General features: G+C 64.4%; 27 protein-coding genes. 3 read left to right on the top strand and 24 right to left on the bottom strand.

The genetic code is table 11. The annotated features are described in order from the left end of the window. Nucleotides 1-84: 84 nt before the first annotated feature. From I3J13_RS15605 to I3J13_RS15540, 14 genes are all read right to left on the bottom strand, one after another. Complete coding sequence (locus I3J13_RS15605; RefSeq protein ID WP_196379388.1) at nucleotides 85-552, bottom strand: cytochrome c-type biogenesis protein; 468 nt, start codon at nucleotides 550-552, stop codon at nucleotides 85-87. Further along, complete coding sequence (locus I3J13_RS15600; RefSeq protein WP_196379387.1) at nucleotides 549-2,540, bottom strand: heme lyase CcmF/NrfE family subunit; 1,992 nt, start codon at nucleotides 2,538-2,540, stop codon at nucleotides 549-551. The genes I3J13_RS15605 and I3J13_RS15600 overlap by 4 nt, the downstream gene beginning before the upstream one ends. After that, nucleotides 2,537-3,049: a cytochrome c maturation protein CcmE gene (gene ccmE / locus I3J13_RS15595; protein WP_196379386.1), complete on the bottom strand. Its 513-nt coding sequence runs from the start codon at nucleotides 3,047-3,049 to the stop codon at nucleotides 2,537-2,539. Before ccmE ends, I3J13_RS15600 begins: the two co-directional genes overlap by 4 nt. After that, a complete protein-coding gene (gene ccmI / locus I3J13_RS15590) occupies nucleotides 3,046-4,209 on the bottom strand; it encodes a c-type cytochrome biogenesis protein CcmI (RefSeq protein ID WP_196379385.1) in 1,164 nt (387 codons plus the stop codon). Before ccmI ends, ccmE begins: the two co-directional genes overlap by 4 nt. Before the next feature lie 161 nt (nucleotides 4,210-4,370). Further along, nucleotides 4,371-4,799 carry a membrane protein gene (locus tag I3J13_RS15585; RefSeq protein ID WP_031233367.1) on the bottom strand — a complete coding sequence of 143 codons (429 nt, stop codon included), beginning with the start codon at nucleotides 4,797-4,799 and terminating at the stop codon, nucleotides 4,371-4,373. 105 nt (nucleotides 4,800-4,904) lie between these two features. Further along, a complete protein-coding gene (locus I3J13_RS15580) occupies nucleotides 4,905-6,305 on the bottom strand; it encodes a sensor histidine kinase (protein WP_003521230.1) in 1,401 nt (466 codons plus the stop codon). Beyond that, entirely contained in the window at nucleotides 6,295-6,966 is a 672-nt protein-coding gene (locus I3J13_RS15575) for a response regulator transcription factor (RefSeq protein WP_196379384.1), read from the bottom strand. The genes I3J13_RS15580 and I3J13_RS15575 overlap by 11 nt, the downstream gene beginning before the upstream one ends. Nucleotides 6,967-7,060: 94 nt before the next feature. Next, nucleotides 7,061-7,315 carry a hypothetical protein gene (locus tag I3J13_RS15570; protein WP_003497070.1) on the bottom strand — a complete coding sequence of 85 codons (255 nt, stop codon included), beginning with the start codon at nucleotides 7,313-7,315 and terminating at the stop codon, nucleotides 7,061-7,063. A 136-nt stretch (nucleotides 7,316-7,451) separates the two neighbouring features. Next, on the bottom strand, nucleotides 7,452-7,658 hold the full coding sequence (locus I3J13_RS15565; RefSeq protein WP_035262738.1) for a hypothetical protein: 207 nt from the start codon (nucleotides 7,656-7,658) through the stop codon (nucleotides 7,452-7,454). 34 nt (nucleotides 7,659-7,692) lie between these two features. Beyond that, a complete protein-coding gene (locus tag I3J13_RS15560; protein ID WP_196379383.1) occupies nucleotides 7,693-11,493 on the bottom strand; it encodes a baseplate multidomain protein megatron in 3,801 nt (1,266 codons plus the stop codon). A gap of 15 nt (nucleotides 11,494-11,508) precedes the next feature. Next, on the bottom strand, nucleotides 11,509-11,943 hold the full coding sequence (locus I3J13_RS15555; protein ID WP_196379382.1) for a C40 family peptidase: 435 nt from the start codon (nucleotides 11,941-11,943) through the stop codon (nucleotides 11,509-11,511). Continuing rightward, on the bottom strand, nucleotides 11,940-12,824 hold the full coding sequence (locus I3J13_RS15550) for a DUF2163 domain-containing protein (RefSeq protein WP_196379381.1): 885 nt from the start codon (nucleotides 12,822-12,824) through the stop codon (nucleotides 11,940-11,942). Before I3J13_RS15550 ends, I3J13_RS15555 begins: the two co-directional genes overlap by 4 nt. Then, nucleotides 12,821-13,459: a TIGR02217 family protein gene (locus I3J13_RS15545; RefSeq protein ID WP_196379380.1), complete on the bottom strand. Its 639-nt coding sequence runs from the start codon at nucleotides 13,457-13,459 to the stop codon at nucleotides 12,821-12,823. The genes I3J13_RS15550 and I3J13_RS15545 overlap by 4 nt, the downstream gene beginning before the upstream one ends. 56 nt (nucleotides 13,460-13,515) lie before the next feature. Then, complete coding sequence (locus I3J13_RS15540; RefSeq protein ID WP_196379379.1) at nucleotides 13,516-14,094, bottom strand: phage tail tape measure protein; 579 nt, start codon at nucleotides 14,092-14,094, stop codon at nucleotides 13,516-13,518. Between the two features lie 112 nt (nucleotides 14,095-14,206). On the opposite strand from I3J13_RS15540, the gene I3J13_RS15535 reads away from it, so the two are divergent. Together I3J13_RS15535 and I3J13_RS15530 are read left to right on the top strand one after the other, a co-directional pair. Further along, entirely contained in the window at nucleotides 14,207-14,434 is a 228-nt protein-coding gene (locus I3J13_RS15535; protein WP_196379378.1) for a DUF4160 domain-containing protein, read from the top strand. After that, on the top strand, nucleotides 14,427-14,831 hold the full coding sequence (locus I3J13_RS15530; RefSeq protein WP_196379377.1) for a DUF2442 domain-containing protein: 405 nt from the start codon (nucleotides 14,427-14,429) through the stop codon (nucleotides 14,829-14,831). The genes I3J13_RS15535 and I3J13_RS15530 overlap by 8 nt, the downstream gene beginning before the upstream one ends. A gap of 5 nt (nucleotides 14,832-14,836) precedes the next feature. Here I3J13_RS15530 and I3J13_RS15525 read toward each other — a convergent pair whose 3' ends face one another. From I3J13_RS15525 to I3J13_RS15515, 3 genes are read right to left on the bottom strand one after another with little or no spacing between them, the layout of a single operon-like run. After that, a complete protein-coding gene (locus tag I3J13_RS15525) occupies nucleotides 14,837-15,046 on the bottom strand; it encodes a rcc01693 family protein (RefSeq protein WP_196379376.1) in 210 nt (69 codons plus the stop codon). Continuing rightward, a complete protein-coding gene (locus I3J13_RS15520; protein WP_196379375.1) occupies nucleotides 15,043-15,402 on the bottom strand; it encodes a gene transfer agent family protein in 360 nt (119 codons plus the stop codon). Before I3J13_RS15520 ends, I3J13_RS15525 begins: the two co-directional genes overlap by 4 nt. Next, nucleotides 15,402-15,809, bottom strand: coding sequence for a phage major tail protein, TP901-1 family (locus tag I3J13_RS15515; RefSeq protein ID WP_196379374.1), 408 nt, complete (start codon nucleotides 15,807-15,809; stop codon nucleotides 15,402-15,404). The genes I3J13_RS15520 and I3J13_RS15515 overlap by 1 nt, the downstream gene beginning before the upstream one ends. 90 nt (nucleotides 15,810-15,899) lie before the next feature. On the opposite strand from I3J13_RS15515, the gene I3J13_RS15510 reads away from it, so the two are divergent. Continuing rightward, nucleotides 15,900-17,099, top strand: coding sequence for an MFS transporter (locus I3J13_RS15510; RefSeq protein WP_196379373.1), 1,200 nt, complete (start codon nucleotides 15,900-15,902; stop codon nucleotides 17,097-17,099). Between the two features lie 7 nt (nucleotides 17,100-17,106). On the opposite strand, the gene I3J13_RS15505 is transcribed toward I3J13_RS15510, so the two are convergent. The 7 genes from I3J13_RS15505 to I3J13_RS15475 all read right to left on the bottom strand — a co-directional run bounded on the left by I3J13_RS15505 (nucleotide 17,107) and on the right by I3J13_RS15475 (nucleotide 22,180). Continuing rightward, nucleotides 17,107-17,502: a DUF3168 domain-containing protein gene (locus tag I3J13_RS15505; RefSeq protein ID WP_196379372.1), complete on the bottom strand. Its 396-nt coding sequence runs from the start codon at nucleotides 17,500-17,502 to the stop codon at nucleotides 17,107-17,109. Continuing rightward, nucleotides 17,499-17,834, bottom strand: a complete 336-nt coding sequence (locus I3J13_RS15500; RefSeq protein WP_196379371.1) for a phage head closure protein — start codon at nucleotides 17,832-17,834, stop codon at nucleotides 17,499-17,501. The genes I3J13_RS15505 and I3J13_RS15500 overlap by 4 nt, the downstream gene beginning before the upstream one ends. 3 nt (nucleotides 17,835-17,837) lie before the next feature. Further along, entirely contained in the window at nucleotides 17,838-18,407 is a 570-nt protein-coding gene (locus I3J13_RS15495) for a head-tail connector protein (RefSeq protein WP_196379370.1), read from the bottom strand. A gap of 190 nt (nucleotides 18,408-18,597) precedes the next feature. Then, nucleotides 18,598-19,866, bottom strand: a complete 1,269-nt coding sequence (locus I3J13_RS15490) for a phage major capsid protein (protein ID WP_196379369.1) — start codon at nucleotides 19,864-19,866, stop codon at nucleotides 18,598-18,600. Nucleotides 19,867-19,896: 30 nt separating this feature from the next. Next, nucleotides 19,897-20,469, bottom strand: a complete 573-nt coding sequence (locus I3J13_RS15485; protein WP_020808623.1) for an HK97 family phage prohead protease — start codon at nucleotides 20,467-20,469, stop codon at nucleotides 19,897-19,899. A 28-nt stretch (nucleotides 20,470-20,497) separates the two neighbouring features. Further along, the gene (locus tag I3J13_RS15480; RefSeq protein ID WP_020808622.1) at nucleotides 20,498-20,818 is read right to left on the bottom strand and encodes a DUF6107 family protein; all 321 of its coding nucleotides are present in this window, start codon (nucleotides 20,816-20,818) and stop codon (nucleotides 20,498-20,500) included. A gap of 195 nt (nucleotides 20,819-21,013) precedes the next feature. Continuing rightward, a complete protein-coding gene (locus tag I3J13_RS15475; protein ID WP_196379368.1) occupies nucleotides 21,014-22,180 on the bottom strand; it encodes a phage portal protein in 1,167 nt (388 codons plus the stop codon). Between the last annotated feature and the right edge of the window lie 308 nt (nucleotides 22,181-22,488).

The following is a 22,488-nucleotide window of genomic DNA, read 5'->3' as shown; positions in this document are numbered from 1 at the left end:
GGAGGCGACACCTTACGGCGAAGTGTCTGACGAATGAAAAATCCGTAATGTTGAAAAAGAACCGGGGAGAAAAATGAAAACCGGTTATTTTTCAATGAGATTGCGAATTCGTTCTTCTTCGTCCGCACTCAGTTTCTGCGGCTGTTCCTGGGTGGCGCGACGGCGGGAAAAGACGAAGACGGCGAAAATTCCCGCAAGGGTGAGACCGATGGGCGCGCCCCACAAAAGCACGGTGCGCAGGCTGAGGCGCGGTTTCAGGAGCACGAACTCGCCGTAACGCGACACGACATAATCGATGACGGCCTTGTCGCTGTCGCCCTCGACCAGCCGTTCGCGCACCAGAACCCGCAGGTCACGCGCCAGCTCGGCATTGCTGTCGTCGATGGACTGGTTCTGGCAGACCATGCAGCGGAGCTGAGACGTGAGGTTGCGCGCGCGCTGCTCCAGCACGGGGTCTTTCAACACTTCGTCCGGATTGAACGCGGAAGCGGGAAGTGCTGCGACAAACATGAGGGTAAGAAGCAGAGCGAGCCTCACTACAACTTCCCTCATTCCGCCGCCTCCGGCATTGCAGCCCGCACCGGCTTCGCCTTGCGATTCGGCGCTCCGACCCGCAAACGCCTGTCCGAGAGCGAGATGAGACCGCCCGCCATCATGAACAGCGTGCCGCCCCAGATGCACAGGATGAAGGGTTTCCACCAGATGCGCACCACCATGCCGCCATCCGCCATGGGGTCCCCCAGCGAGACATAAAGCTGGCTGAGGCCGAAGGTCAGGATGCCGGCTTCCGTCGTCGGCATGCGCCGCGCGGTATAGAGCCGCTTGGACGACCAGACATCGGCCACCTCCACCCCCGCCTTGCGCACGGTGAAATGGCCACGATCCTCGGTGAAATTCGGGCCGACGGCGTGGCGGACGCCATCGAAGGTCAGGCTGTAACCGCCCGCTTCCGCCGCCATGCCCTCCTTCATTTCCAGGACCGTCTCGGTCTCGAAAGTGGTGACGATGACGATGCCGAGCACGGTGATGCCGAGCCCCATATGCGCCAGCGCCGTGCCGAAGGCCGAACGCGGCAGGCCCTTCAGGCGACGAAACGCTATACCGAAGGCGAGCTTGCCGAAATTGGCGCGATACCAGAGATCGGCGAAAGCGCCGAAGATCAGCCAGAAACCGGCGGCGATTCCGAGTGCGGCCAGCACCGGACCGCCATTTTCGATGTACCAGAGCGTCAGCCCGGCAAGCGCCGCAAGCGCTGCCGCCACATAAAGCCGCTGGAAGGCTCCGAGAAGATCGCCGCGCTTCCAGGCGAGCATCGGCCCGAAAGGCGTGACGATCAGGATCGGGATCATCAGCAGGCCGAACGTAAGATTGAAGAAAGGCGCACCGACAGAGATTTTTTCGCCCGTCAGCGTTTCCAGAATGAGCGGGTAAAGCGTACCGATCAGCACGGTCGCGGTCGATACCGTCAGGATGAGGTTGTTGAGAACGAGCGACCCTTCGCGCGAGATCGGCGCAAACAGGCCGCCGGCCTTCAGGGAAGGTGCACGCCATGCAAAGAGCGCGAAGGCGCCGCCGATGAAGACGGTCAGGATGCCGAGAATGAAGATGCCGCGGCTCGGATCGGTGGCGAAGGCATGCACCGAGGTCAGCACGCCGGAGCGGACGAGGAAGGTGCCGAGCAGCGAGAGCGAAAAGGTCATGATCGCCAGTAGCACGGTCCAGATCTTCAGCGCCTCGCGCTTTTCCATGACGAGCGCCGAATGCAGCAGCGCGGTGCCGGCAAGCCATGGCATAAAAGAAGCGTTTTCCACCGGGTCCCAGAACCACCAGCCGCCCCAGCCAAGTTCATAATAGGCCCAGTATGAGCCCATGGAGATGCCGGCGGTCAGGAAGGTCCATGCGGCAAGTGTCCATGGCCGCACCCAGCGCGCCCAGGCGGCGTCGATGCGTCCTTCCAGCAGCGCCGCAACGGCAAAGGAGAAGCAGACGGAAAAGCCGACATAACCGAGATAGAGCAGCGGCGGATGGATGGCGAGGCCGAAATCCTGCAGGATCGGATTGAGGTCCTGCCCCTCGGCGGGAACCGGCTCCAGCCGCAGAAACGGGTTGGAGGTGAGCAGGATGAACAGCAGGAAGGCGACGGAAATCCATGCCTGCACCGCAAGAACATTGGCTTTGAGCGTTTCCGGCAGGTTACGGCCGAAGGCGGCGACGAGCGCGCTGAAAAACACCAGAATCAACAGCCACAGCAGCATGGAGCCTTCGTGGTTGCCCCAAACGCCGGTCAGCTTGTAGATCATCGGCATCAGCGAATGGGAGTTTTCCCAGACATTGCGCACGGAAAAATCCGAGACGGCATAAGCCCGCGTCAACGCCGCGAAGGAGAAGGCGACCAGCAGGAACATCAGGACCGAGCCGAGCGAGGCGACATCCATCAGCGCCCGGTCGTTGCGGCGCGCGCCGATGACCGGCAGCGTCGAGACGATCAGCCCCACACCGAGCGCCAGAACCAGAACATAATGGCCGATCTCGTTGATCATCTGGTCGCTCCGGTCTTGTCGGAAGAAGCTGCGCTGGCCGCTGGCGTTGCGGCGGCTGGTTCTTCGCCGTCTCCGGCATGCTGCCACAGGCCCTTGTCCTTCAGCCGGTCGGCCACTTCCTTGGGCATGTAGTTCTCGTCGTGCTTGGCCAGAACGCTGTCGGCCACGAAACCGTGGGTCGCGGCATCGAACATGCCTTCGGTCACCACGCCCTGACCTTCGCGAAACAGATCGGGCAGGATGCCGGTATAGCTGACCGGCACGTTCGCTTCACCGTCCGTCACCGTGAAGCTCACCGTGCGGCCCTCGCCGCGCTTGATCGAGCCTTCCGCCACCAGCCCGCCGAGGCGGATGCGGGTGCCGGGGTTGACGGGCGTCTTCTCCAGATCGGCCGGCATGTAGAAATAGGCAATGGACTGGCCGAAGGCGAACATGACGAGCAGCACGGCTGCAACGATGAAGCTCATGCCGCCGCCGATGATCACTAGGCGTTTCTGTTTGCGGGTCATTGCGTCACTCCCTGCGGCGCGGCATCCTGCTGCCCGTTCATGCGGATCGGTCCGGCCGAAACGCCCAGTTCCTTCGCCAGCGCCAGAAGCTGCCTGCCCTGCTCGCCCTCCGGCGGGAAGGCCTTCAGCCCAGCCCGCAGCGCTTCTCCGGCCTTGGCTTCGTCCTTCAGCACCGAATAGGCGCGAACAAGACGCATCCAGCCTTCGAAATCGGCCGGATTTTCCTTCAGCTTGGCATCGAGGCTCGCCACCATGTCCTCGATCATCGCCTGCCGGTCGGTTGCTGTCATGTCTTTTGCCGCTGCCATGTCCTCAGCGGTCGGGCCGGGTGCGGCAGGGGTCGCCGCGCCGCCAGTCCGGGCGATATGCTCGCGCACCAGCGGCAGCCACGGCGCGCCGGCCGGTGCATCGGCCGCCAGCGCGGTGAAGGCAGCGCGCGCTTCCTCGGCCTTGCCGGCCTGTTCCAGCGACAGCGCCAGATAGAAGCGGGCGCGCGGATTGCCGGGCTTCAGCTCTTCTGCCTCGGCAAAAGCAGCACGCGCGGCCTCGATGACGATGCCGTCATTGCCGGCCACCAGCGTTTCGCCAAGGCCCGTCAGCCGTTCCGGGCTCGGTCCCAGAATACGAAGCGCGTTGCGATAGGCAAGCTCGGCATCGCCAAGCCGCAATGTCTTGAAATAGATCGGTGCGAGAATATCCCAGCCGGCGCCGTCCTCCGGGTTCTGCGCCAGATGCCGTTCCGCCCGGGCGACCAGCAGGTTCATGTCGTTGCCGGGCTTTTCAAGACGTGCCTCGAGCGGCATGTCCGGCACCTCCGGACTGCCGTTCCAGATGTAAAGACAGAGACCGAGCGCGGGCAGCAGAACCGTGATGAGGCTGGCGGCGAGATTGTGCCGGCGCGGCCGGGTTTCTTTGCCGGATTGCTCCTCCGCTTCGGCGGCGGCGAGAAGCCGGCGGCCGATTTCGGCGCGGGCATAATCCGCCTCGGTGTCGCCGATGAGGCCAGCGGCGCGTTCGCGGTCCAGTTCGGCCAGCTGATCGCGATAAACGGCAACCTCACCGTCGCGGCGCGTCTGCGGCGCCTCGGTCTTCCGCATCAGCGGGTACATCAGGACGATGGCGACAGCCGCCGTCAATATCGCAACGACAATCCAGAACATAAGGCTCAATTACTCGAATGCGCGGCACATGGAAACATGAAGCGCGGGGATGACGCGAATTTGAGACATCACGCCGCACCGCAGGCCATCTCCCGGCTGCACCGCCATGCCTCTTCTTGTCATCGCAAAAGGCCCGTGACCTTGATTTACGTCAAACTATTTCAAGTCAGCGGCGACCAGCTTCCATCGGCATTGCGGCAGGCTGCGCCGCGCGCCCTGGTTTCGCGTCCGTCGACTGTCAGGGTGTGCGAATATTGCCGGCAATTCTGGTTGCCGACCTGATAGGGCGCATTGGCGACCACCTGCCCCTTGGCGTCATCGCCGGTCCAGGAAACCGGCGTGCCGACGGGGGCCGTTTCCAGCGCCTTATATTCGGCTTCCAGCGCCTTGGTCTGGTCACCCCTGTCGAGCTGCACGCCGCTTCGCCCGACAATGCCGCCTTCCAGATTGGCAAGGAAAGGCGTCGAGGGCTGCGCAGAGCGGCCGAACAGACCGCCGCCCGCCGGGCGGGTGCCCGTGGTGGTGCAGGCGCTCAGCATCGATACGCACAGGATCGAGAGAAGTGCCGGGCGTGACACCAGCGAACGCATTGTCACGGAGCGGCAGCCATCATACACGTCAACCAAACCCTGTCCTCTTTCCTACCGCATTGCACCCAATATAGTGCCATTGAATTTCTTGCCTTTTTTCTTGCCTCACGCAAGCTCTTTCGAAAGGCCCGGCAAAATCAGATCGGCTTTCAGGCCGCCGATGGCGCTGCGCGACAGCGAAAAGCGGCCATGGTACTCTGACACCACCTCGGAAACGATCGACAATCCGAGGCCCGTGCCCGGCCGGCTCTCATCCAGCCGCCGCCCGCGCTTCATCGCTTCGCTGATCTGTTCCGGCTCAAGCCCCGGCCCGTCGTCCTCCACCGTCAGCTCCACCCAGGAGCGACGGGCGATTTCCGCATCGGAGGATGGGTGCGTGCCGGTCGCAAGCGTGATGACCACGCGCGTCTGCGCAAAACGCGCGGCATTTTCGAGAAGATTGCCGACGACCTCTTCCAGATCCTGCTGCTCCATGCCGAGCACCGCGCCGGGTTGCTCGAAATTCAGCACGAACTGCTTGTCGGGGTTCAGGCGGCGCATCACGCGCACCAGCCGTTCCAGCGCCGGTTCCGCTTCCACGCGGGCAAGGATCGAGCCACGCTGGGCGGCGATGCGGGCGCGGGAGAGATAGGATTGCACCTGCGCCTGCATGGCGTCCGCCTGCGCCCGCACCAGATCGCCATGCTGCGGCTCCAGCGTGCGGGCCTCGTTCAGAAGAACGGCGATCGGCGTCTTCAGCGAATGCGCGAGATTGCCGACCTGCATGCGGGCGCGCTCCACGAGGCGGCGGTTGCTGTCGATCAGCGCATTGACCTCATTGGCGAGCGGCTGGATTTCACGCGGGAATTCGCCTTCGAGGCTTTCCGCCTCCCCGCCCCTGATCTTGCCGAGCGCGACGCGAGCCTGATCGAGCGGTCGCAGACTGTAGAGAATGGCAAGACCGTTGACGACGAGACTGCCGACACCGAAAACGGCGAGTGCCAGATAAAGGCTGTTGGAGAAATCGCGCACATCGTCTTCCACGACGTTCAGATTGCCGGAGACACGGAAACGCGCCGCGCGCCCTTCGCCATCCAGCACGACTTCCGTTTCCGCCACGCGCACCTGATTGCCCGCCTCGTCGGTGACGGCATAAAAGCGCTCATAGCGATTGTCGAAGGGCGCATCGAGAATGCTCGGCACCGGCAGGGTGGAGACACCGAGCGACGACGACACCAGCGGCGCGGTCTGGAAATTGCCGAGCGGCTCGACAACCCAGTACCAGCCGGTATCGGGCTGCGAAAAGCGCAGATCGCCGAGCTGCGGGCTGCCGGCCAGCGTGTTCTCGTTGGAAATCGTCACGGAATTGATGACGTTATAAAGCTGCGCCCTCAGAAGATCGGTGAAGCTGCGCTCCACCCCCTGCCGGTAAAGCGTCGAAATCACGACGGCGATCACCACCAGCGCCAGCACCGACCAGAGCGAGGCGAGCAGCAGAACGCGGGCGGTGAGGGAATTACTTCGCATCTGCCGGCGCTTGCATCCGGTAACCGAGACCGCGGATCGTCTCGATCAGATCAACACCGAGCTTCTTGCGCAGACGGCCGACAAACACCTCGATGGTGTTGGAATCGCGGTCGAAATCCTGATCGTACATGTGTTCGACCAGCTCCGTGCGCGAGACGACCTCGCCCATGTGGTGCATCAGATAGGACAGCAGCCGGAACTCGTGCGAAGTGAGCTTCAGCGTCGTGCCGTTGACGGTCGCCTTGGAAGACTTGGTGTCGAGCCGGACCGGGCCGCACACCAGTTCGGAAGAAGCATGGCCGGCGGCGCGGCGGATGAGCGCGCGCACGCGGGCAAGCACTTCTTCGACATGGAAAGGCTTCGTCACATAATCGTCGGCACCGGCGTCGATGCCGGCAACCTTGTCGCTCCAGCGGTCGCGGGCGGTGAGGATAAGCACCGGCATGGACTTGCCGGCCGCACGCCATTTTTCAACGACGGTGATGCCGTCGAGCTGCGGCAGGCCGATATCGAGGACGATGGCGTCATAGGGTTCGGTATCGCCGAGATAATGGCCTTCCTCGCCGTCGAATGCCTGATCGACGACATAACCGGCTTCTTTCAGCGCATCGGTCAGCTGACGATTGAGATTGGCATCGTCCTCAACAACGAGAATACGCATTGTCCGCCCTTTCCTGTATCCCGGCCCGCAGGCGCGTCGCCGGTCATGCTAAATGTGTCGGATTGTTTTCCGATATTTCGGCGATGCGGGCAAGCTACATCGGCACGCGCATCGTCACCTTGCGCGGGCGTTCGCCATTGCCCTGAACGAGAACGGTGACGACACAGGACTGACCGTCGCCGGAAGGATAGACCGAAAGCAGCTGACCGCCGGTTTCGCGCACGACGCGGGCGACGGCTGCGCCGCAATCGCTCGCCGCCAGAATGTAATGGCCCTGCAGATCAGCCTCGGGCGCCGTGAAACCGGAAAGCCCGGCTGCAAGCGTCGCGATGATGAGAGGTGATGCCATTCTACAAACTTCCAAAAACCGGGTGCGTCTCGAACCGTATTCTGACCGAATATGTAGCGCAAAGCGTCTGAATGGCAAATGAATGCCGCCCCCGCCGCATGGGCGCAAGACGGGAACGGCGTCGTCGCGGGCGCTGTCAGCGAATGGCACTGGTCGCCGAAAGACGGCCGTAAAGTGCGACCAGACCACCGATTCCGCCCGCAACCGTCACCAGCCCGTCCGCAAGTTCTCCTTGCAGACCGGCCGGCAGATCGAGGCCGGCGATGCTGAAAAGCGGTGCGAAAACCGCGACCAGGGCGCCCCAGATCGTGCGCGATTGATACCATGCTTTGGTACTGTCCATAGTCTCATCCTTTGCGTTGTTTTTCAGGCACATGTCAGATCGGGAGGGTGGCCTCAGCCACGACGCCCGAGGGCACCGCGCGGCCGAGCATTCGGACACGCACGGAAATGTGATCCCGCAATGCCGGGAAATCTGTGAGTTCGTCCGCGGCGGGGTAAAACCAGAAGGGTTGCGAAACCTCCGCCATGCGCCGCACGGTCTCGCCGTCCAGTACCTCGATGCGATAAAGCTCGAAGGGCTCGTCCAGCGGGATGTCGCTCGCATCCCAGCCGTCGGCCTCCACCCGGCCCCGGCGTTTCCACCTGATGAAAACGCCGTCGCCGCGCCGCTCGGCGGCAAGATGCACCGGCGCAAGCGGTGTCAGCGCCCGCAGGCCGCCCTCGAAGGCAAAAGGACCGCTCGGCGCGCCCGCCATTCCGGCGGCCTCCGCAATCCAGTTCAGGCGTCGCCCGCGCTCGCTCGCGGCAAGACCGAGCGGCTGCACCGCCGCATCCAGAACCACCACCGGCGCACCTTTCGGCGCGCCTGCGGCGAGCGCGTCTTCCGTGCCGGCGAGTCCCCGCAGAAGAGCGGAGAGCCGCCAGCGTGCGGGTGCGATTTCCTCGGCCTTTGCGAAGGCGACGATTTCCCACACGCCGTTCGCCGCCTTGATGGCAAGACGGTTCTCACCGTTCAGCACCGAAAACTCCCCGGCCGACGATACCTCGCCGAAGGGCAGATCGACGACGACGGTGTTTTTCCGGTCGAAGCGGCCGGAAGGGCCTGATGTCAGCGGCATTGCCAGCGCGCCGATCATCGCCGGCCTGTCCAGCAGCACGCGCTGCCGGTAACCTTCCCTGCCCGGCGACGCGGAAATGACGATTGGCCGCCAGGGCTTTGCAAGCGCCGCAATCCGCGCCGAATCCTCCGGCGCGGCGCCGTCATGGTAGGGCAGATCGAGAAACAGCACCTCGGGCGCGAAACCTTCCGCCCCGCTTGCGCCGCTGCTGCGCCGTTCCTCCGCACCGCCGGCAAAGACCGGAAAGGCCGCGGAAAAGGCCCTCGCCTCCACCTGCCGCACCGCGCCGTCCTCGATCCGGCTGACCAGAAACCGCCCTGCCGGCGCCTGCGGAAAGGCCCCTTCCGCCAGGCGGATACAATCACCCGGTTCAAGCGCGATATCGCAAGGCGGCAGAGCAAAGCGCAGGCTGCGCCGCGCCTGCCGGTTGTCGCGCAACAGCGCCTCGACGGCGGCTTCCGCCGTTTCCGCAGGCAGGGCAGCGTTGAGATCGAGCCGCATCACCCGGCTGCCGGCATTGTCGATGCGGCGGGACCGTACACTTGCCTGCTCGTAATCCAGCGCCGGGTTGAAAGACGTCAGCACGGCTTCAGCGGCGAAATCGCTGTCATGGCCGCGATTTTCCGACCAGAGCGGCTCGTCTTCCAGATCGGCCAGCACGGCAATATCCCGGACCGGCAAGACCGCCGTGTTGCGGGAGCGGAAGCGCAGGGTTCCGCCATCTTCCGTCACATCCACCTGAAACGCCGCCATCAGCGGCTCCAAGAGGTTGCGGGCCGAGGTCACGTCGCCCTGCACATAACCTCCCAGATCGCCGCTGACGGCGGAAACGTCGAAGTCTGAAAAGCCGTGATCGGTGAGGATGGCGGCGATGGCATCGGCGAGCGTTGCCGTGCCCAGCCTCCCGTTCAGCCAGTGGCCGGTGCGCCAGTTCGCCCCATCGCTCCATGCCGCGCCATTCTGCGGAAAGGCCGGAAAGGGCCGTGCATCCCAGGTCCACAGATAGACCCGGTTTGCATTGACCATCGCCGCATCGCCCTTTCCCCAATGGTCGAGATGCGCCTCCAGAAACCGTCGCTGCTGGCTGTCGGCGCGGTTGCGGCGGGAAAAATAGGGAAAGGCGTTTTCCGCCGATTTCGGATCGGGAAAGACATTGGGGCGCGTCGCGCTCTTGTCCACCGCCGGGCAGCCGAGTTCGGTGAACCAGATGGGCTTCGAGCGCGGCGCCCATGCCGTCGGCGTTGTTTTCTCCACACCCCGCACCCGGTCGTAGTGGAGGTTTCCCCACCAGTTACGCAAGTCCTTGTAACGGAACACCCACGGCTTGCCCTTCAGCCCGTCGGTAATCGGCGTGCGCCGCCGCGCGGCGCGGTCCGCATCGCTGGCATAATACCAGTCGAAACCCTCTCCCGCCGTCATCGCGCGGCGGAAGGCGCTCACATCGTCCGGGCCGGTCATGCCGTCCGGATTGCCGTTTGCGGCATCCCCGTCACGCCAGTCGGAAAGTGGCATGTAGTTGTCGATGCCGATGGCGTCGATATTCGGGCTCGCCCAGAGCGGATCGAGATGGAAGAACACGTCGCCCGAGCCGTCTGCCGGCTGGTGGCCGAAATATTCGCTCCAGTCCGCCGCATAGGTCAGCTTCACCGCCGGCCCCAATATCGCCCGCACCTCGCCCGCCAGCCGCAGCAATTCCCCGACAAAGGGAAAGGCGTCGTTCTGGTCTCTGAGCGAGGTCAGCCCGCGCAGCTCCGAGCCGATCAGAAAGGCATCCACTCCCCCCGCCTGGGCCGCCAGCGCCGCATAGTGCAGCACCATACGGCGATAGCCTTCGTCACGGTTGCAGAAGGCGGAAACCTGCGCCCTTGCGCCCGCGCTGCGATCCGCAGTGCCGGCCCTGCCGGGTGCAGGAAAGCAGGTGATGCGCCCGCGCCAGGCATAGGCGTCCTGCTCGCTTTTGCCATAGGGGTCCGGCAGCCCATTGCCGATGGGAACATCCATCATCACGAAGGGATAAAGGCACACCCGAAGCCCGCGCGCCCTGAGATCGGCTATCGCCTGCAACACGCTTTCGTCGTTCGGCGTGCCGCCATAGGCCGGGCCGCCGCCATGATGGCTGACAGGATGCGCCTCATCGCGTGACATGCCGGCGACGGACCATGGCATGGTTTCCCCATCCCGGCCGGCCACTTCCACGCCCGGCAGAATGCGGCATTCCCCCGCCCGCATATCCGTGCCGAACCAGCTCACCACCAGCGCCACGCTCTCAAGATTGGGGCACAGATCCAGCAACTCGTCGATCGCAGCAGCCCAGTCGGTCGAAGCGGTCAGGCCGTTGCGGTTCATGATGCGGCTTTGGCCGATCCCCGTCCTTTCGGAAACCGGCGCGGTGGCGTAACCGTGCTCGGTGGCGCCCGGAATGACGGTGATGGCGCGGATGGATTTTTCCAGCCGGCCGACCGGCCGCACCACTTCGAACTGCATGAGCGGAATGCGGTTGCCGAAGCCGTCGAGCGGCAGGCGTTCGAACACCACATAGGCCAGTCCGCGAAAGGCCGGCGCATTGCCCGCCCCCTGCTTCGCCTCGATCAGCGGGTCGGGCAATTGCGTCTCGCTGCCAGGATAAAAGCGCATCTCCACGGCACTCAGGTCCAGTTCCCGCCCATCGGCCCAGACGCGCCGCACCCTTGCCGCCTCGCCTTCGCAAAGACCGATGGCGATGTTGGCAAAATACCGAAAGGTTTCGACCTTCGGGCCGCGATTGCCCTTGCCGCCACGCCGCTCCACCTCCACGCTTTCTTCGAAACGCGTCGCCCAGATCAGCGTGCCGCCGATCCGTGCTGCGCCATAGAGCCGGTTGATCGCCGCTCCCTCATCCGCGCCGGGAATGCGCGCGGTCGAGAGCCGCGCGCCCGTTACCGTCCGCCCGTTCGAAAGCAGCGTGCGGTCGATGGCATTGCCCGCCAGCGCCCCGGCCGCCCGGCCGATCACCGCGCCCAAAGGACCGAAAATGCCGCCGAGTGCCGCGCCCGCCGCCTGAAAAACGATTGTCGCCATGCTTGCCTCGAAAAATCAGGAATCGGGAAAACGGAAGACGCCGGCAATGCGCCGCCGCCAGCCGGGCACCAGCGCCGAACGCACCACCGCCGCCTGTTCATAGGCATGGATGAAATGCTGCGGACCGGCCAGAATGCCCAGATGCTTGGCCGCCGCATCGGCCCGCCAGCGGAACAGCAGCAGGTCTCCCGGCCTTGCCTCTTCCAGGCCCGCCACCGCCGAAAAATGGCGTTTTGCGGCCGCCATCAGCCGGTCCTCGCCGCCGCGTTCGGCCCAATCGGGCGCATAGGGCGGCGGCAATTCCGGTTCGTGGCCGTAAAGGTCCCGCCAGATGCCGCGAATGAGGCCGAGGCAATCGCAGCCGACACCCTTCAACGAGGCCTGATGCCGATAGGGCGTGCCGATCCAGCCTTCGGCGAGCGCCAGCACTCTTTCGCCGGGATCGCTCATGAAAACAGCGCCCCGCCGTCATGGCTCTCGCCGCCCGCCGCATAGGAATAGGCGAAATCCGCCCCTGGCAGATGCGGAAAGCCCCGGAAATTCAGATGATTGGCGAATTTTGCCCGGCAGGTGGAAAAACTCTTGTCGCAGCCGGCGGTGACGGAAAACGTATCTCCCGGCGAAGGCGTCTGTTCCGGCGGCAGCCAGAAGGACAGAAGCATCCCGCCGTCACGCCGCTCCTGCCCGTCGAGATCGAACCCCTTGCCGGCGAGCGGGCCGGTCAGAAAACGCAGCTTTCCCCGGCTGAAGAAACCATCGGCAAAGGCATCGAGCCCGGAGACGAGCAGGCCGCCCGAGGCGTCCACCGCCGCCACGCGGCCATGCCCGGCAAAGCTGGCCAGATCGACACCGCAACGCCTGTCGCCAAGGGCGGCGTCGCAGCGCCGCCCATAGACCCTGCCCTGCGGCTGGCCGAGGCGATGCGCAAGGCTGCGCAGCTCGGCGCGAAACGCCCCGCCGGCCCGCGTCACCTCGCCAATTTCACGCAGGCTGAGCAGCACATGCTGGTCAGGCGCCTGCCAGTTGACGAGGAAAAGCTCCACCCGCGCCCCATCGAAACGCCCGGCGGCCAGATCGCCCTCCGCAATCGCCTCGCTCGAAAAACCGCCAGCCACCTCCCCGGCGCCTGCACCCAGCCCTGTTTCGCCGTCGTTATCGCTCGCAGCGAAACCGCTGGCGGCAAGGTAGGACAGACCACCGAGTGATATCGTCTCGTCATGATCGGTAAAACCGATCACCGCACCGTCCTTTAGTGTCACCTTCCAGCAATGGCATGTGGTCGTCGCATCTTGCCCGAGATGCCCGGCAAGGGCGGCGGGAATGGTTTTCATGGCAGGATTTCCATCAGTGGAATGGAGGGAATGCGGCCCGCTTCGAAAGCGGTCAGGTTCACGTCGATACGGTCGATCCCGAAGCGGACCGGCACGTCGAATTCGAAACCGGCGCGGATCGCGGCGCCGGCGGGCGGCACCCGCCCCGCACGGAACACGACCATTCCGGTTACATGATCGACCGCCACATCAGCCGCTTCGACCTTTACCCCTTCGACCGAAACCATGACCGAGCCTTCGGCCGGTTTCTCGATCCGCCGCACAAAGGAGCCGCCCGCATCGGCATAGGTCTTCAGCAACTGAAAACGGGCCGTCATCCCGTCGCCGGTCCCGATCCTCTGATCGGTCGCGGCGGGCGTCTCTCCCGGCGGGCAGGATTTGAAATCCACCGGATCGCGAAAGCGAAAGCCGTAAAGCTCGCCGCGCCGCGCCTCGAAAAAGGCAAGCACCTCATAAAGATCGGCAACAGAGCGGATACCGGATCCGGCGTCATAGCTGCGTCTGGCGTTCCTCCAGCGCTGATTACGGCTTTCGCGGCCATTGGACAGGTTGACGATATCCGTCCGCCGCACCGGCCCGCCGCTCACCCCGAGTGCGAGCCGCAGCGGAAACCGCACTTCATGAAATGCCGCCATGTCATTGTTCCTGGATTCTTTTCGATGGTCTTGAAACGTGGGAGGACGCGCGTGCGTCACAATCCGCGCTGGCCGCGCCCGACGCTGCGTGCCAGCATGGCGGCGATCTGGCCTTCGCTTTTCCGAAAGCTCGCAGCATCCGTCGCCGTCACGTTAAAAACGATCTGCGCCCCGCCGCCGGACGGCGCGGCAACGCCGAGAGCGCCATCCGAACCGCGCTTCAGCGGCAGGATCGCTTCCGCCCCCGCCTCGCCCATCAGGCCAAGCCCGCCGCCCATCGGAAAAAAGGCGGGACTGGAAACGACGCCGCCATCGGCAAAGGGCGTGATGCCGCGTCCCGGCACACCGCCGTCGGCAAAAGCGAACAGCGAACCGCCGCCGTTCAAAAGCCCGCTGACGGCATTGCCGATCATGCCCTCCAACGGTTTCAGACCGGCCGAAAGTGCGATGCCGGACAGCCGCTGCCCTAACCCGCGCAACACATCGTCCAGCCCTTTGCCGCCCGCCGTCGCCGCCTGCAGGGCCGAGGTCAGGGCCGCGCCGAACCGCTCGGACCGGCGCTCAAGATCGCCCATCACCTCGGACAGCGCCTCCGCCTCTTCCCGGTTCTCCGCCATCGATCCTTCGCCCGCCATCGCGCTTGCCTTTCTGATTCAACTGGGGAATGCATGGTGCTGAAACAGCTCTCAAAAACCGCTGCTTCAACCCACACTCTTTTAAAACCCAACTTCTTGGGTTATGGTTCTCATGGTCACGGTTCTCCGCCAGCATGGCATGCGTTTTGTCATCTACACGGCCGATCACGAGCCGCCGCATGCCCATGTTTATGGAGAGGGTGAAGCCCGTATCGACATCGTCAGCCTCGTCGTTCTCACACAGGGCGGCATGTCGGACCGGGATGTGCGGCGCGCCGTCGCCGTCATCGAGGAAAACCGGATACTGTTTATGGAAACCTGGAGACGATATCATGGTTGAGGTCAGCGATGCCGAACTCGCCGCCGCCAAGGAACGCTGGCAAAAAGAGCGCGCCGAGCGCCCCATTCCGGTTTCCGTGCGTTTCGAAACGGCCTCGGCCCGTGTCATCGTCGATTTTGCCAACGGCGCCTGCTTCATGTTCCCCGCGCGGGCGCTCGAAGGCTTGCAGGACGCGACCGCCGAACAGCTTGCGGATGTCGAACTGCTCGGCGAGACGGGTCTGCATTGGGAAACCCTCGATGTCGACTATACGATCAGCGGTCTGATGAACGGTATTTTCGGCAGCCGCACATTCATGGAAGCGCAGCGCAAGGGCGGTCAATCCCGCTCTCCGGCCAAGACGGCAGCCAGTCGCGCGAACGGTGCCAAGGGCGGCCGTCCGCGAAAAATGCCCTGACGCCGTCACCCATCCGGAAAACGCCGCATCATCGCCTCCATCGCCTGACGGTTGGGGCCGCGGAGAACGGCGTTGCCGCCCGTCATCGCGAAGAATTCCCGCGGGGTCAGCCGCCAGAAGGTTTCGGAGGAGAGCCGCAGCAGGCAGAAGCCGGCATGGATCGCCGCCTCCCAGGGGAACGGGCGCGGCGTCGCCTCGCCTGCTGCGGCGCTCAAGGGTCCGGCGGCATCTCGCCTTTCAGGCCGCCAAAGGTGGCGGTCAGAAGATCGGCGACGATGGCGGCATGGCCGGCAATGCCGCCCTCCACCGTGGCGGCGGCCACATCCTCGTCGGAAAAGACATTGCCCGCGCCGCGCAGGCCCGCGCCGATCACCCTTATCATGTCGACCGCCTTCATGCGGCCACTCGCAAAACGTTCGGCGAGCGCGGTGAGGTCGTCGGCTGCAAAGGCGGTTTCGAGTTCGGCGAGAGCGCCGAGCGTCAGGCAGAGAACGCGCCTTTCGCCGTCGATCAGCGCCTCGATCTCGCCGCGATGGCGGTTCGCCCGCCCGTAACGCAAACGCTCAGCCATCACAACGCTCCGAAATTGAGGAGACCGGCCGATTCCAGCGCGATCTCGAATTGCACCTCGCCATCGTGACGGCCGGAATATTCGAGCGCCACGATCTGGAACGGCCCGGTAACGATACCGAAACCGGGAATGACGATCTGCCAGCCGGGAAAGCTGCCCGCAAAAAATGCGCCGCGCACCAGCGCATCGCTCGCCTGATCCTTGAAGATGCCAGAGGCCGTGAGCGACGCCCGCTGCACGCCGGCGCCGGCAAGAAGCTCCCGCCAGCGCCCCGCGCTTTCGGCATCCGTCACATCGACCGCCTGGGCATTGAAGGCCAGCCGCTTTGTCCTCAGCCCCGCGACGGTTGCGTAGGAACCGGCATTGTCGATCTTCAACAGCAGGTCCTTGCCCTTCTGCGCCACCATGTTGTTTCCTTTCGTCTCAATTGCTGTTGCGGGGCTGCGACGGGCCTGCTACCAAAAGCATTCCTGCACCTCGCACCCCGCGATCTCACCATGTCCGACGCTGCCCCCCTGACGTCTCGCGCGCGCCTTATCGGCGTGCTTGCGGTCGGGCAGATCGTGAGCTGGGGTAGCGGTTTCGATATGCTGGCCGTCCTCGGGCCACGGATCGGCAAGGAACTGGCCATCACCAACGGCGTGGTTTTCGCCGGCCTCACGATCATGATGACCATCAGCGCCCTGTGCGGCCCATTGCTTGGACGAATGCTGATGCGCCACGGCGCAGCGCCCGTGCTGGCGGCCGGTTCGGTATTCTTCGCGGCCGGCTTCGCCGTGCTCGCCCTCGCGGGCGGGGCGGTGAGCTATCTCTTCGGCTGGGCCGTGATGGGTTTTGCCGCCACCTGCGGCCTGACGACGGCGGCCCATGCGGCCGTGGTGGAACGTGTGGGCGCGGAAAGCGGCCGGCTGCTGACGCTGCTGATGCTGTTCACCGGGCTTTCGGCGGCGGTTTTCCTGCCGGTCACCACCCTTGCCGATCAGCACCTCGGCTGGCGCGGCACGCTTGCCGCCTATGCCTGTCTGCAAATCTTCATCCTGCTGCCGCTCTATCTTTTCGTGCTTCCCGGCCGTCCGGCCCGAAAAGAGGCAAAGCCGAAAGAAGAGACGGCGATATCGCCCTCACCGGTCGATACGCGGCGCGCCTTCGTGCTGCTGGCCGCCATGACGACGATCAGCGCGTTTACGACCTTCGGCCTGTCACCGCTTCTGCCGCTGCTTCTGGTTCAGGCCGGCGCGACGCAATCGCTTGCGGTGCAACTGGCATCGGCACGCAGCGTCCTTGCGATTACGGCGCGCGGGCTGGATTTTCTGCTCGGGAAGCGCGGGAATCCCTTCCTCACCGCCATGATCGGCTTCTGTCTGCTGCTCTTTTCCCTGCTGCTCCTGCTCGTTTTTGCTCCGGCCATGCCCGCCTTCATCGGTTTCATCGTTTTCTTCGGCTTTGGCGCCGGCGTGCTTACCGTCAGCCGGGCCGTGTTGCCGCTGGCTGTGTTTTCGCCGGAAGAATATGGGCTTCAGGCCGCGCGCATCTCCCTGCCGCAGAACCTCGCCATTGCCGTGGCGCCGGTCATCTTCACCGTGGCGCTCGATCGCGGCGGCGTATCCGCCATGCTCACCATCGCCTCCGTGCTGATCGGCATTTCGTTTCTGCTGCTGATCGTTCTGTGGAAAACCGTGCGCAGGCAGGGCTCCTGAAACGGCGCTACTCCGTCACCGCCCTGAAGCGCATTTCCGCGATGAAATTCCGTGTCTTCGCCTCGCGCCGCGAGCGGCTGGAAAGAAGATGCAGATTGACGAGAGAGACGCCGGCAATCGGCAGCGCGGCATCATCGAGCAGGATCTTCACCCGGTCGACGATTTCACCTGCGCCCCTGCGGCCATTGGCGTCGCTCCATATCTGCAGCGACAGGAAATGCTCCTCGGCTTTTTCCGTCGCCGTCGAATAGTCCCGGCTTTCGAGATCATCGATAACGATGCACGGCAGAACCGCGCGCGGCAGAAGCCGGTCGACGATGCCGCCGGGGATAAGCGCCGTCAGCGCCGCATCGCTGCCGAGCCTTGCGAAAATTACCTGCAGAAGCAGATTTGCGGCGCTCATCGGCTCTCCTCCTCGCAGCGGCAGACAATGAAGCGACGCGTCTCATCCGGGTCCATCACCGCCCGGATCGCCAGAATGCGGCGACCCTTGCGAAAGCGCATGCCGGCGGCGATGTCGGCGCGGTAAGCCAGCCAGACGCGGTGGGTGATCGTCACGCCCTCGGCCGAGGCCCGTTCATGGGATGCCTCCGAAACGGGTTCGATCGCAGCCCAGAGCGACCGCAGGAAATCCCAGCTTTCCGCAGCACCGCCCTGCCCGTCCGGCGTTTCGGTCCGCACGTCCAGCTCCAGCCGCGCCGTCAACCTGCCGGGATCGAGAAAAACAAGGTTCATCTCTCAAAGCCCCAGACGGCAGAAGGGCGCCACCAGCCGCTCGTAACCGGCGGGAATGGCGGCGGGCTGGTTTTCCGGGGCGACAGCACCGCGAAAGGCGAACATCTGCGCCACATGCATCAGCATGGCGCGTTTCAGCGTGTCGGGCACATCCGTTCCCGCTTCACCATAGCCGGCAATGAAATCGATCTCGATGCCGTTCATCGCCCGTCCGGGGGCAGGCGGATCGCGCAGCCACAGCCTTGCCGGACGCGCCGCGCCATCGAGCAATTTTTCCCCGGCGGTGATATCCGCCGAGCGCCCCTCACCGTCAAAAACCAGAATCGTTTCGATGGCTTGCACCGGTGTCCTGCCAATCGGAATCACGCCGTTCTCAGGCCACCGGTCGAGATAAAGTCGCCAGGTCTGGCGGATGAGGCAAAGCCCAGTCGTGCGTTCCAGATGCTCGCGGGCGGTGCGGATGAGCGCGGCAAGAAGCGCATCCTCATCGCCGCTATCGAGACGCAGATGCGCCTTCACCTCGGCAAGCGTCAGCGGCTCCGCCTGCGGCGGATGAATGAGGGCATAGGTCATGGGGTCTCCGGAAGAAAGGTAATCGCATTAGCGAGCGGGCACCGCTTGTTTCTTCTCCCCGAGGGGGAGAAGTCCGCGGCAGCGGGATGAGGGGGCAAGGGTAGATGTGTTCGGAGAGCTTGCCCCCTCATCTGCCCCTTCGGGGCATCTTCTCCCCGGCGGGGAGAAGAAAGGGCCGCAAGGTCTGCGGTCAATTCACCCCGAATTTCACCAGTTTGATCGCCTCGAAGTTCTGCACGCCGCCGCCCACGCGCTTGGTGGTGTAGAACAGCACATAGGGCTTGGCCGAATAGGGATCGCGCAGGATGCGCACCCCGGTACGGTCGACGACGAGGTAACCGGCCCGGAAATCGCCAAAGGCGATGGCGAAGCTGTTGGCCGCCACATTCGGCATGTCCTCCGCCTCCGTCACCGGAAAGCCCATCAGCGAGGCCGGCTGGCCGGCGGCGGCGGGCGGGTGCCAGAGATAGGCGCCGCTGGTATCCTTGAAGCGGCGCAGCGCCCCTTGCGTCTTGCGATTCATCAGGAAGGTTCCGTTCTGGCGGTGGCCGGCCTTCAGCGCATAAACGGCATCGAGCAACACATCCATCGGCCCGGCCGAGGCGAAACCGGCTGAAACGCCGGTCGCGACATAACCGATATTGCCCCAGCTCCAGCCATCATTGGCGACGGCGGTATAGGAGAGGAAACCCCTGGGCTTGTTGACACCATCGCCGGCGATGAAGGCGGCGGCCTCCTGTTCGGCGAAAGCGATATCCACTTCGGAAGCGATCCAGGCTTCGATATCGACTGCCGCATCATCCAGCAACCCTTGAGTCGCGGCCGGCATGGCGTAAAGCTCCATGGTCGGGAAGGAAAGCTCGGCGAGCTGCGGCGTTGCCGTTTGCGGACGCGCCGCCGTCTCAGAAACCCAGCCGGTCGTCATGCCGCCGGGCGAGAAGGGCTTCTTCAGCACGGCGGCGGAAACCTGCCGCACGGTCGCCAGCGCACGGATCGGCGAAATCGCCGTCATGCGCCGACCGATCTCGCCATCCGTCTCGTTCGGCAGCAGAAAACCGCCATCGGCCCCGCTCGAACCGGCGAAGGCCTTGGCCTCCAGATCGCGCAGCGCGCCCTCCTCGCCGCGACGGATATAGGCCTCGAAAGCGGCCTTGTGCTCTTCGGCATCGTGGGAAAGCGCATCCTTGCGGCCAAGCGCGGGGCGCGCTTTCTTGAGCGCCAGATCGTCCATGATCCGGCGGTTGTCGTCGAGCGCCCTGTCGATACGGTCGAGCTTGTCACGCGTCACGACATCCGCGCCCATCTTGCGCTCGATGTCGGAAAGCCGCTGGTCGTTGGTCTCGCGAAAGGCCTCGAAGGCCTCCATGAACTCGTCGAAGGCGGCCGTCACCGTATCGGGCACGGCCTTCACCTGCGGCGCGACGGTCATCGGGGCCGGTTTCGTCATCTGGTCTGTCATGTCGTTTCCTTGTTGGTGATTGTCCGGAAGTCAGCGTTTGGGGGTCGTGTCGAACAGCGCGCGGGCGGCGCGGCGCATGGTGCGCACCAGCTCGGTCTCGCGGTCGCGGAAGAAGCGGGCATGCTTGACGTCGGAAACGCGCGCCGAGGGCAGCATCGGGAAGGTCACGACCGAGATTTCCCACAGATCGGCCTCCAGGATGCGCCGGACGCCGTGGCTCGCCGCCTTGCCGGAACGGACGGTGCGAAAGCCGATGGACAGCCCGTCCAGCGCCCCGGTCTTCATCAGCGAATGCACCTCGCGGGAGCGGGCGACGCCGGGGGCGAGAACGCCCTCGACATAAAGGCCGCGCTCGTCCTCGCGGATGGTGCGCCAGGCGCCGATGGGCTCGGCCGGATCGTGCTGGTAGAGCATGCGGATACCGGCTGCGCCCCGCTCCTCGATGGAGCGGCGGAAAGCGCCGCGCTCGATGACATCCTGACCGAGATCGACCTCGCCGAAAACGCTGGCATAACCGGAAAAGGTGCCGTCGCTGGCAATGCCGCGCAGTTCCAGATTGGCGAATTTGCGCGTGGCGGGACGCGGCCCGCGATAAACGTGCATGGAAAACTCCTGCGATGTGAAGGAAGTGTCAGGCGCGCGGGCGCGCACCGTAACGGTCGGCGATGCGCACCAGCACGCCCAGCCCCCACCACGCGCCCATGCTGGCGGCGGCGGAACCCGCCACCATGATTTCCCGGCCCGAAAGCGCGCCGGCGATATCGAGCTGCTGCACGATCCACAGGCCGATAGGGCCGCCAAAGATCATGCCGCAGGAAACGCCGGTGATGAAACGGCTCGCGGCCTCGCGTTTGCTTTTCGGCAGGAGATAAACGAGCGATACACCCGCGCCCGCCACGGCGCCGGTGATGCGGGCGGCCCAGATGCCGGCCTCATTGGCGAATTCAGACATGGGTAATCATTCCGTTCTAGGATGTGGTTATCGGGCGGACGCGCCGCGTCGCACGCGGGCGCTTTTTGCGCGCCTGCGCCGGGTGATTTTGCGAATCTTCGGAATCGCTTGGGCGGAAGAGCTCACAGGGAGATTCCGCTTCTTCAGAAAATGATTGAACAGGAAACCGGGGTTTCGATCCCGCCGGGGCGGCGATCAATAACCGACGGCTTCGCGCTTTTCCTCGTCGCTCAGGAACGAGGCCGCGCCGATGCGTGCCCAGAGCGCATCCCGCTCGCCGGCAAGCCCGGCAATCCGGTCGAGATCGGGTTCGAGCCTCAGCCCAGAGCCGAAGACCGGAGAAAGCCAGCCGCAGAGCCTCGCCGCCGTGCGATTAACGAGCGGCAGGACGGTCAGGCGATAAAAGGCGCGGTTCGCCTCCTGGTAATTGGCATAGGTATTGTCGCCGGGAATGCCGATCAGCATCGGCGGCACGCCGAGCGAAAGCGCGATATCGCGCGCCGCCCCATTGCGGGCCTCGAGAAAATCCATGTCGCGCGGCGAAAGACCCATGGCCTTCCAGTCCAGCCCGCCTTCCAGCAGCAAAGGCCGGCCGGCATTCATCGCGCCCTGATAGCCTTCCTCCAGTTCGCGCTTCAGCCGCTCATATTGTTCGGTGGAGAGATTGCCGCCCTCCTTCGGCTGGTAGACAAGCGCGCCGGATGGCCGGGCGGAATTGTCGAGCAGGCGCTTGTTCCACTGGCTTGCGGCATTGTGCAGATCGAGCGCGGCCCCTGCGGAGGCGAGCGGCGCAAAACCCGCCCGGTCATCCAGCGGATGGAAAAGTTTCAGATGCAGCAGCCCCAGCCCGTCGCGCTCGGCGGCGATGCGCCGGGAGGCGCGGCCCTCAGCGCGGTAATCATAGGCCACCGGCCAACCATCCGACCCTTCGACGATGCTGACCCTGTCGGGTCGCAGCAGATGCAGCTCGCGCAGCCGCCCGCCCACCGTCAGCGGCTCGATATAGGCATTTCCGGCGAGCATGAGGTGGCCATAAAGCGCCTCGAAAAAATCCGGCCCGCCCATATGGGCGCCCGGTTTCGCAAGCAGCGCCAGGAGCGGATGATCGGCGAGTTCCTCTTCGCCATCATAAAGCAGCCAGCTGACGGAAGCCGAGGTCTCCGCCACCATGCGGGCGGCCCGGTGCGCGACCGGGTTCTTCATGAAGCCCTCGCGGGCAAGTGCGGCATAGGACCGGCCCGACCAGAAGGCCTGCCCGCCCTGCACGGCAACCGCCATGAAGCCATCGGCCATTTTCCGGCTTTCAGGCACGGCTCTGCCATCCGCCGGGCGCAGCCACGGCAGGGAAAAGGGAAATCGCATGGAGTTGTCCTTGTTTTGATGGCGCGCGGCGTCGAGTCCTGCGGCGTCGCCCGCGTGGGGTTTTCACCGACAGGGTAAACCCTGAAATTTCTGACGAGTCCTGAAAGCTCTCTTTCGTCATGCTCGGGCCTGTCCCGAGCATCTGCAACGTCGAGATTTATTTGGGCGTGATTAGATCCTTGGGACAAGTGTACAGCCCGGAGACATAGTTGACAGATGTTCGGAGACATCCCTGACACTTTTTCTGCTTGGCGGAGGAGTGTCGGGATGGCTTGGCGGGAGATTTCTGTCATGGATCAACGCACAGA

The organism is Agrobacterium leguminum (assembly GCF_015704895.1).
GTDB lineage: Bacteria > Pseudomonadota > Alphaproteobacteria > Rhizobiales > Rhizobiaceae > Agrobacterium > Agrobacterium leguminum.
Note: the sequence above shows the minus strand (reverse complement) of the source record. Positions and strands in the feature narration are given on the sequence as shown.

Excerpts from the sequence above, each read along its gene's own strand:
- I3J13_RS15495 (WP_196379370.1), bottom strand. The coding sequence starts at position 18,407 with ATGACCTATGCCCTCATTCATCCGCCGCAGGCGGAGCCGCTGACGCTT.
- I3J13_RS15475 (WP_196379368.1), bottom strand. The coding sequence starts at position 22,180 with ATGCGATTTCCCTTTTCCCTGCCGTGGCTGCGCCCGGCGGATGGCAGA.
- I3J13_RS15575 (WP_196379384.1), bottom strand. The coding sequence starts at position 6,966 with ATGCGTATTCTCGTTGTTGAGGACGATGCCAATCTCAATCGTCAGCTG.
- I3J13_RS15520 (WP_196379375.1), bottom strand. The coding sequence starts at position 15,402 with ATGGCTGAGCGTTTGCGTTACGGGCGGGCGAACCGCCATCGCGGCGAG.
- ccmE (WP_196379386.1), bottom strand. The coding sequence starts at position 3,049 with ATGACCCGCAAACAGAAACGCCTAGTGATCATCGGCGGCGGCATGAGC.
- I3J13_RS15530 (WP_196379377.1), top strand. The coding sequence starts at position 14,427 with ATGGTTGAGGTCAGCGATGCCGAACTCGCCGCCGCCAAGGAACGCTGG.
- I3J13_RS15560 (WP_196379383.1), bottom strand. The coding sequence starts at position 11,493 with ATGGCGACAATCGTTTTTCAGGCGGCGGGCGCGGCACTCGGCGGCATT.
- I3J13_RS15500 (WP_196379371.1), bottom strand. The coding sequence starts at position 17,834 with ATGAACCTTGTTTTTCTCGATCCCGGCAGGTTGACGGCGCGGCTGGAG.
- I3J13_RS15555 (WP_196379382.1), bottom strand. The coding sequence starts at position 11,943 with ATGAGCGATCCCGGCGAAAGAGTGCTGGCGCTCGCCGAAGGCTGGATC.
- I3J13_RS15515 (WP_196379374.1), bottom strand. The coding sequence starts at position 15,809 with ATGGTGGCGCAGAAGGGCAAGGACCTGCTGTTGAAGATCGACAATGCC.
- I3J13_RS15545 (WP_196379380.1), bottom strand. The coding sequence starts at position 13,459 with ATGGCGGCATTTCATGAAGTGCGGTTTCCGCTGCGGCTCGCACTCGGG.
- I3J13_RS15540 (WP_196379379.1), bottom strand. The coding sequence starts at position 14,094 with ATGGCGGGCGAAGGATCGATGGCGGAGAACCGGGAAGAGGCGGAGGCG.
- I3J13_RS15485 (WP_020808623.1), bottom strand. The coding sequence starts at position 20,469 with ATGCACGTTTATCGCGGGCCGCGTCCCGCCACGCGCAAATTCGCCAAT.
- I3J13_RS15490 (WP_196379369.1), bottom strand. The coding sequence starts at position 19,866 with ATGACAGACCAGATGACGAAACCGGCCCCGATGACCGTCGCGCCGCAG.
- I3J13_RS15605 (WP_196379388.1), bottom strand. The coding sequence starts at position 552 with ATGAGGGAAGTTGTAGTGAGGCTCGCTCTGCTTCTTACCCTCATGTTT.
- I3J13_RS15570 (WP_003497070.1), bottom strand. The coding sequence starts at position 7,315 with ATGGCATCACCTCTCATCATCGCGACGCTTGCAGCCGGGCTTTCCGGT.
- I3J13_RS15580 (WP_003521230.1), bottom strand. The coding sequence starts at position 6,305 with ATGCGAAGTAATTCCCTCACCGCCCGCGTTCTGCTGCTCGCCTCGCTC.
- I3J13_RS15535 (WP_196379378.1), top strand. The coding sequence starts at position 14,207 with ATGGTCACGGTTCTCCGCCAGCATGGCATGCGTTTTGTCATCTACACG.
- ccmI (WP_196379385.1), bottom strand. The coding sequence starts at position 4,209 with ATGTTCTGGATTGTCGTTGCGATATTGACGGCGGCTGTCGCCATCGTC.
- I3J13_RS15585 (WP_031233367.1), bottom strand. The coding sequence starts at position 4,799 with ATGCGTTCGCTGGTGTCACGCCCGGCACTTCTCTCGATCCTGTGCGTA.
- I3J13_RS15505 (WP_196379372.1), bottom strand. The coding sequence starts at position 17,502 with ATGAGCGCCGCAAATCTGCTTCTGCAGGTAATTTTCGCAAGGCTCGGC.
- I3J13_RS15600 (WP_196379387.1), bottom strand. The coding sequence starts at position 2,540 with ATGATCAACGAGATCGGCCATTATGTTCTGGTTCTGGCGCTCGGTGTG.
- I3J13_RS15510 (WP_196379373.1), top strand. The coding sequence starts at position 15,900 with ATGTCCGACGCTGCCCCCCTGACGTCTCGCGCGCGCCTTATCGGCGTG.
- I3J13_RS15550 (WP_196379381.1), bottom strand. The coding sequence starts at position 12,824 with ATGAAAACCATTCCCGCCGCCCTTGCCGGGCATCTCGGGCAAGATGCG.
- I3J13_RS15480 (WP_020808622.1), bottom strand. The coding sequence starts at position 20,818 with ATGTCTGAATTCGCCAATGAGGCCGGCATCTGGGCCGCCCGCATCACC.
- I3J13_RS15565 (WP_035262738.1), bottom strand. The coding sequence starts at position 7,658 with ATGGACAGTACCAAAGCATGGTATCAATCGCGCACGATCTGGGGCGCC.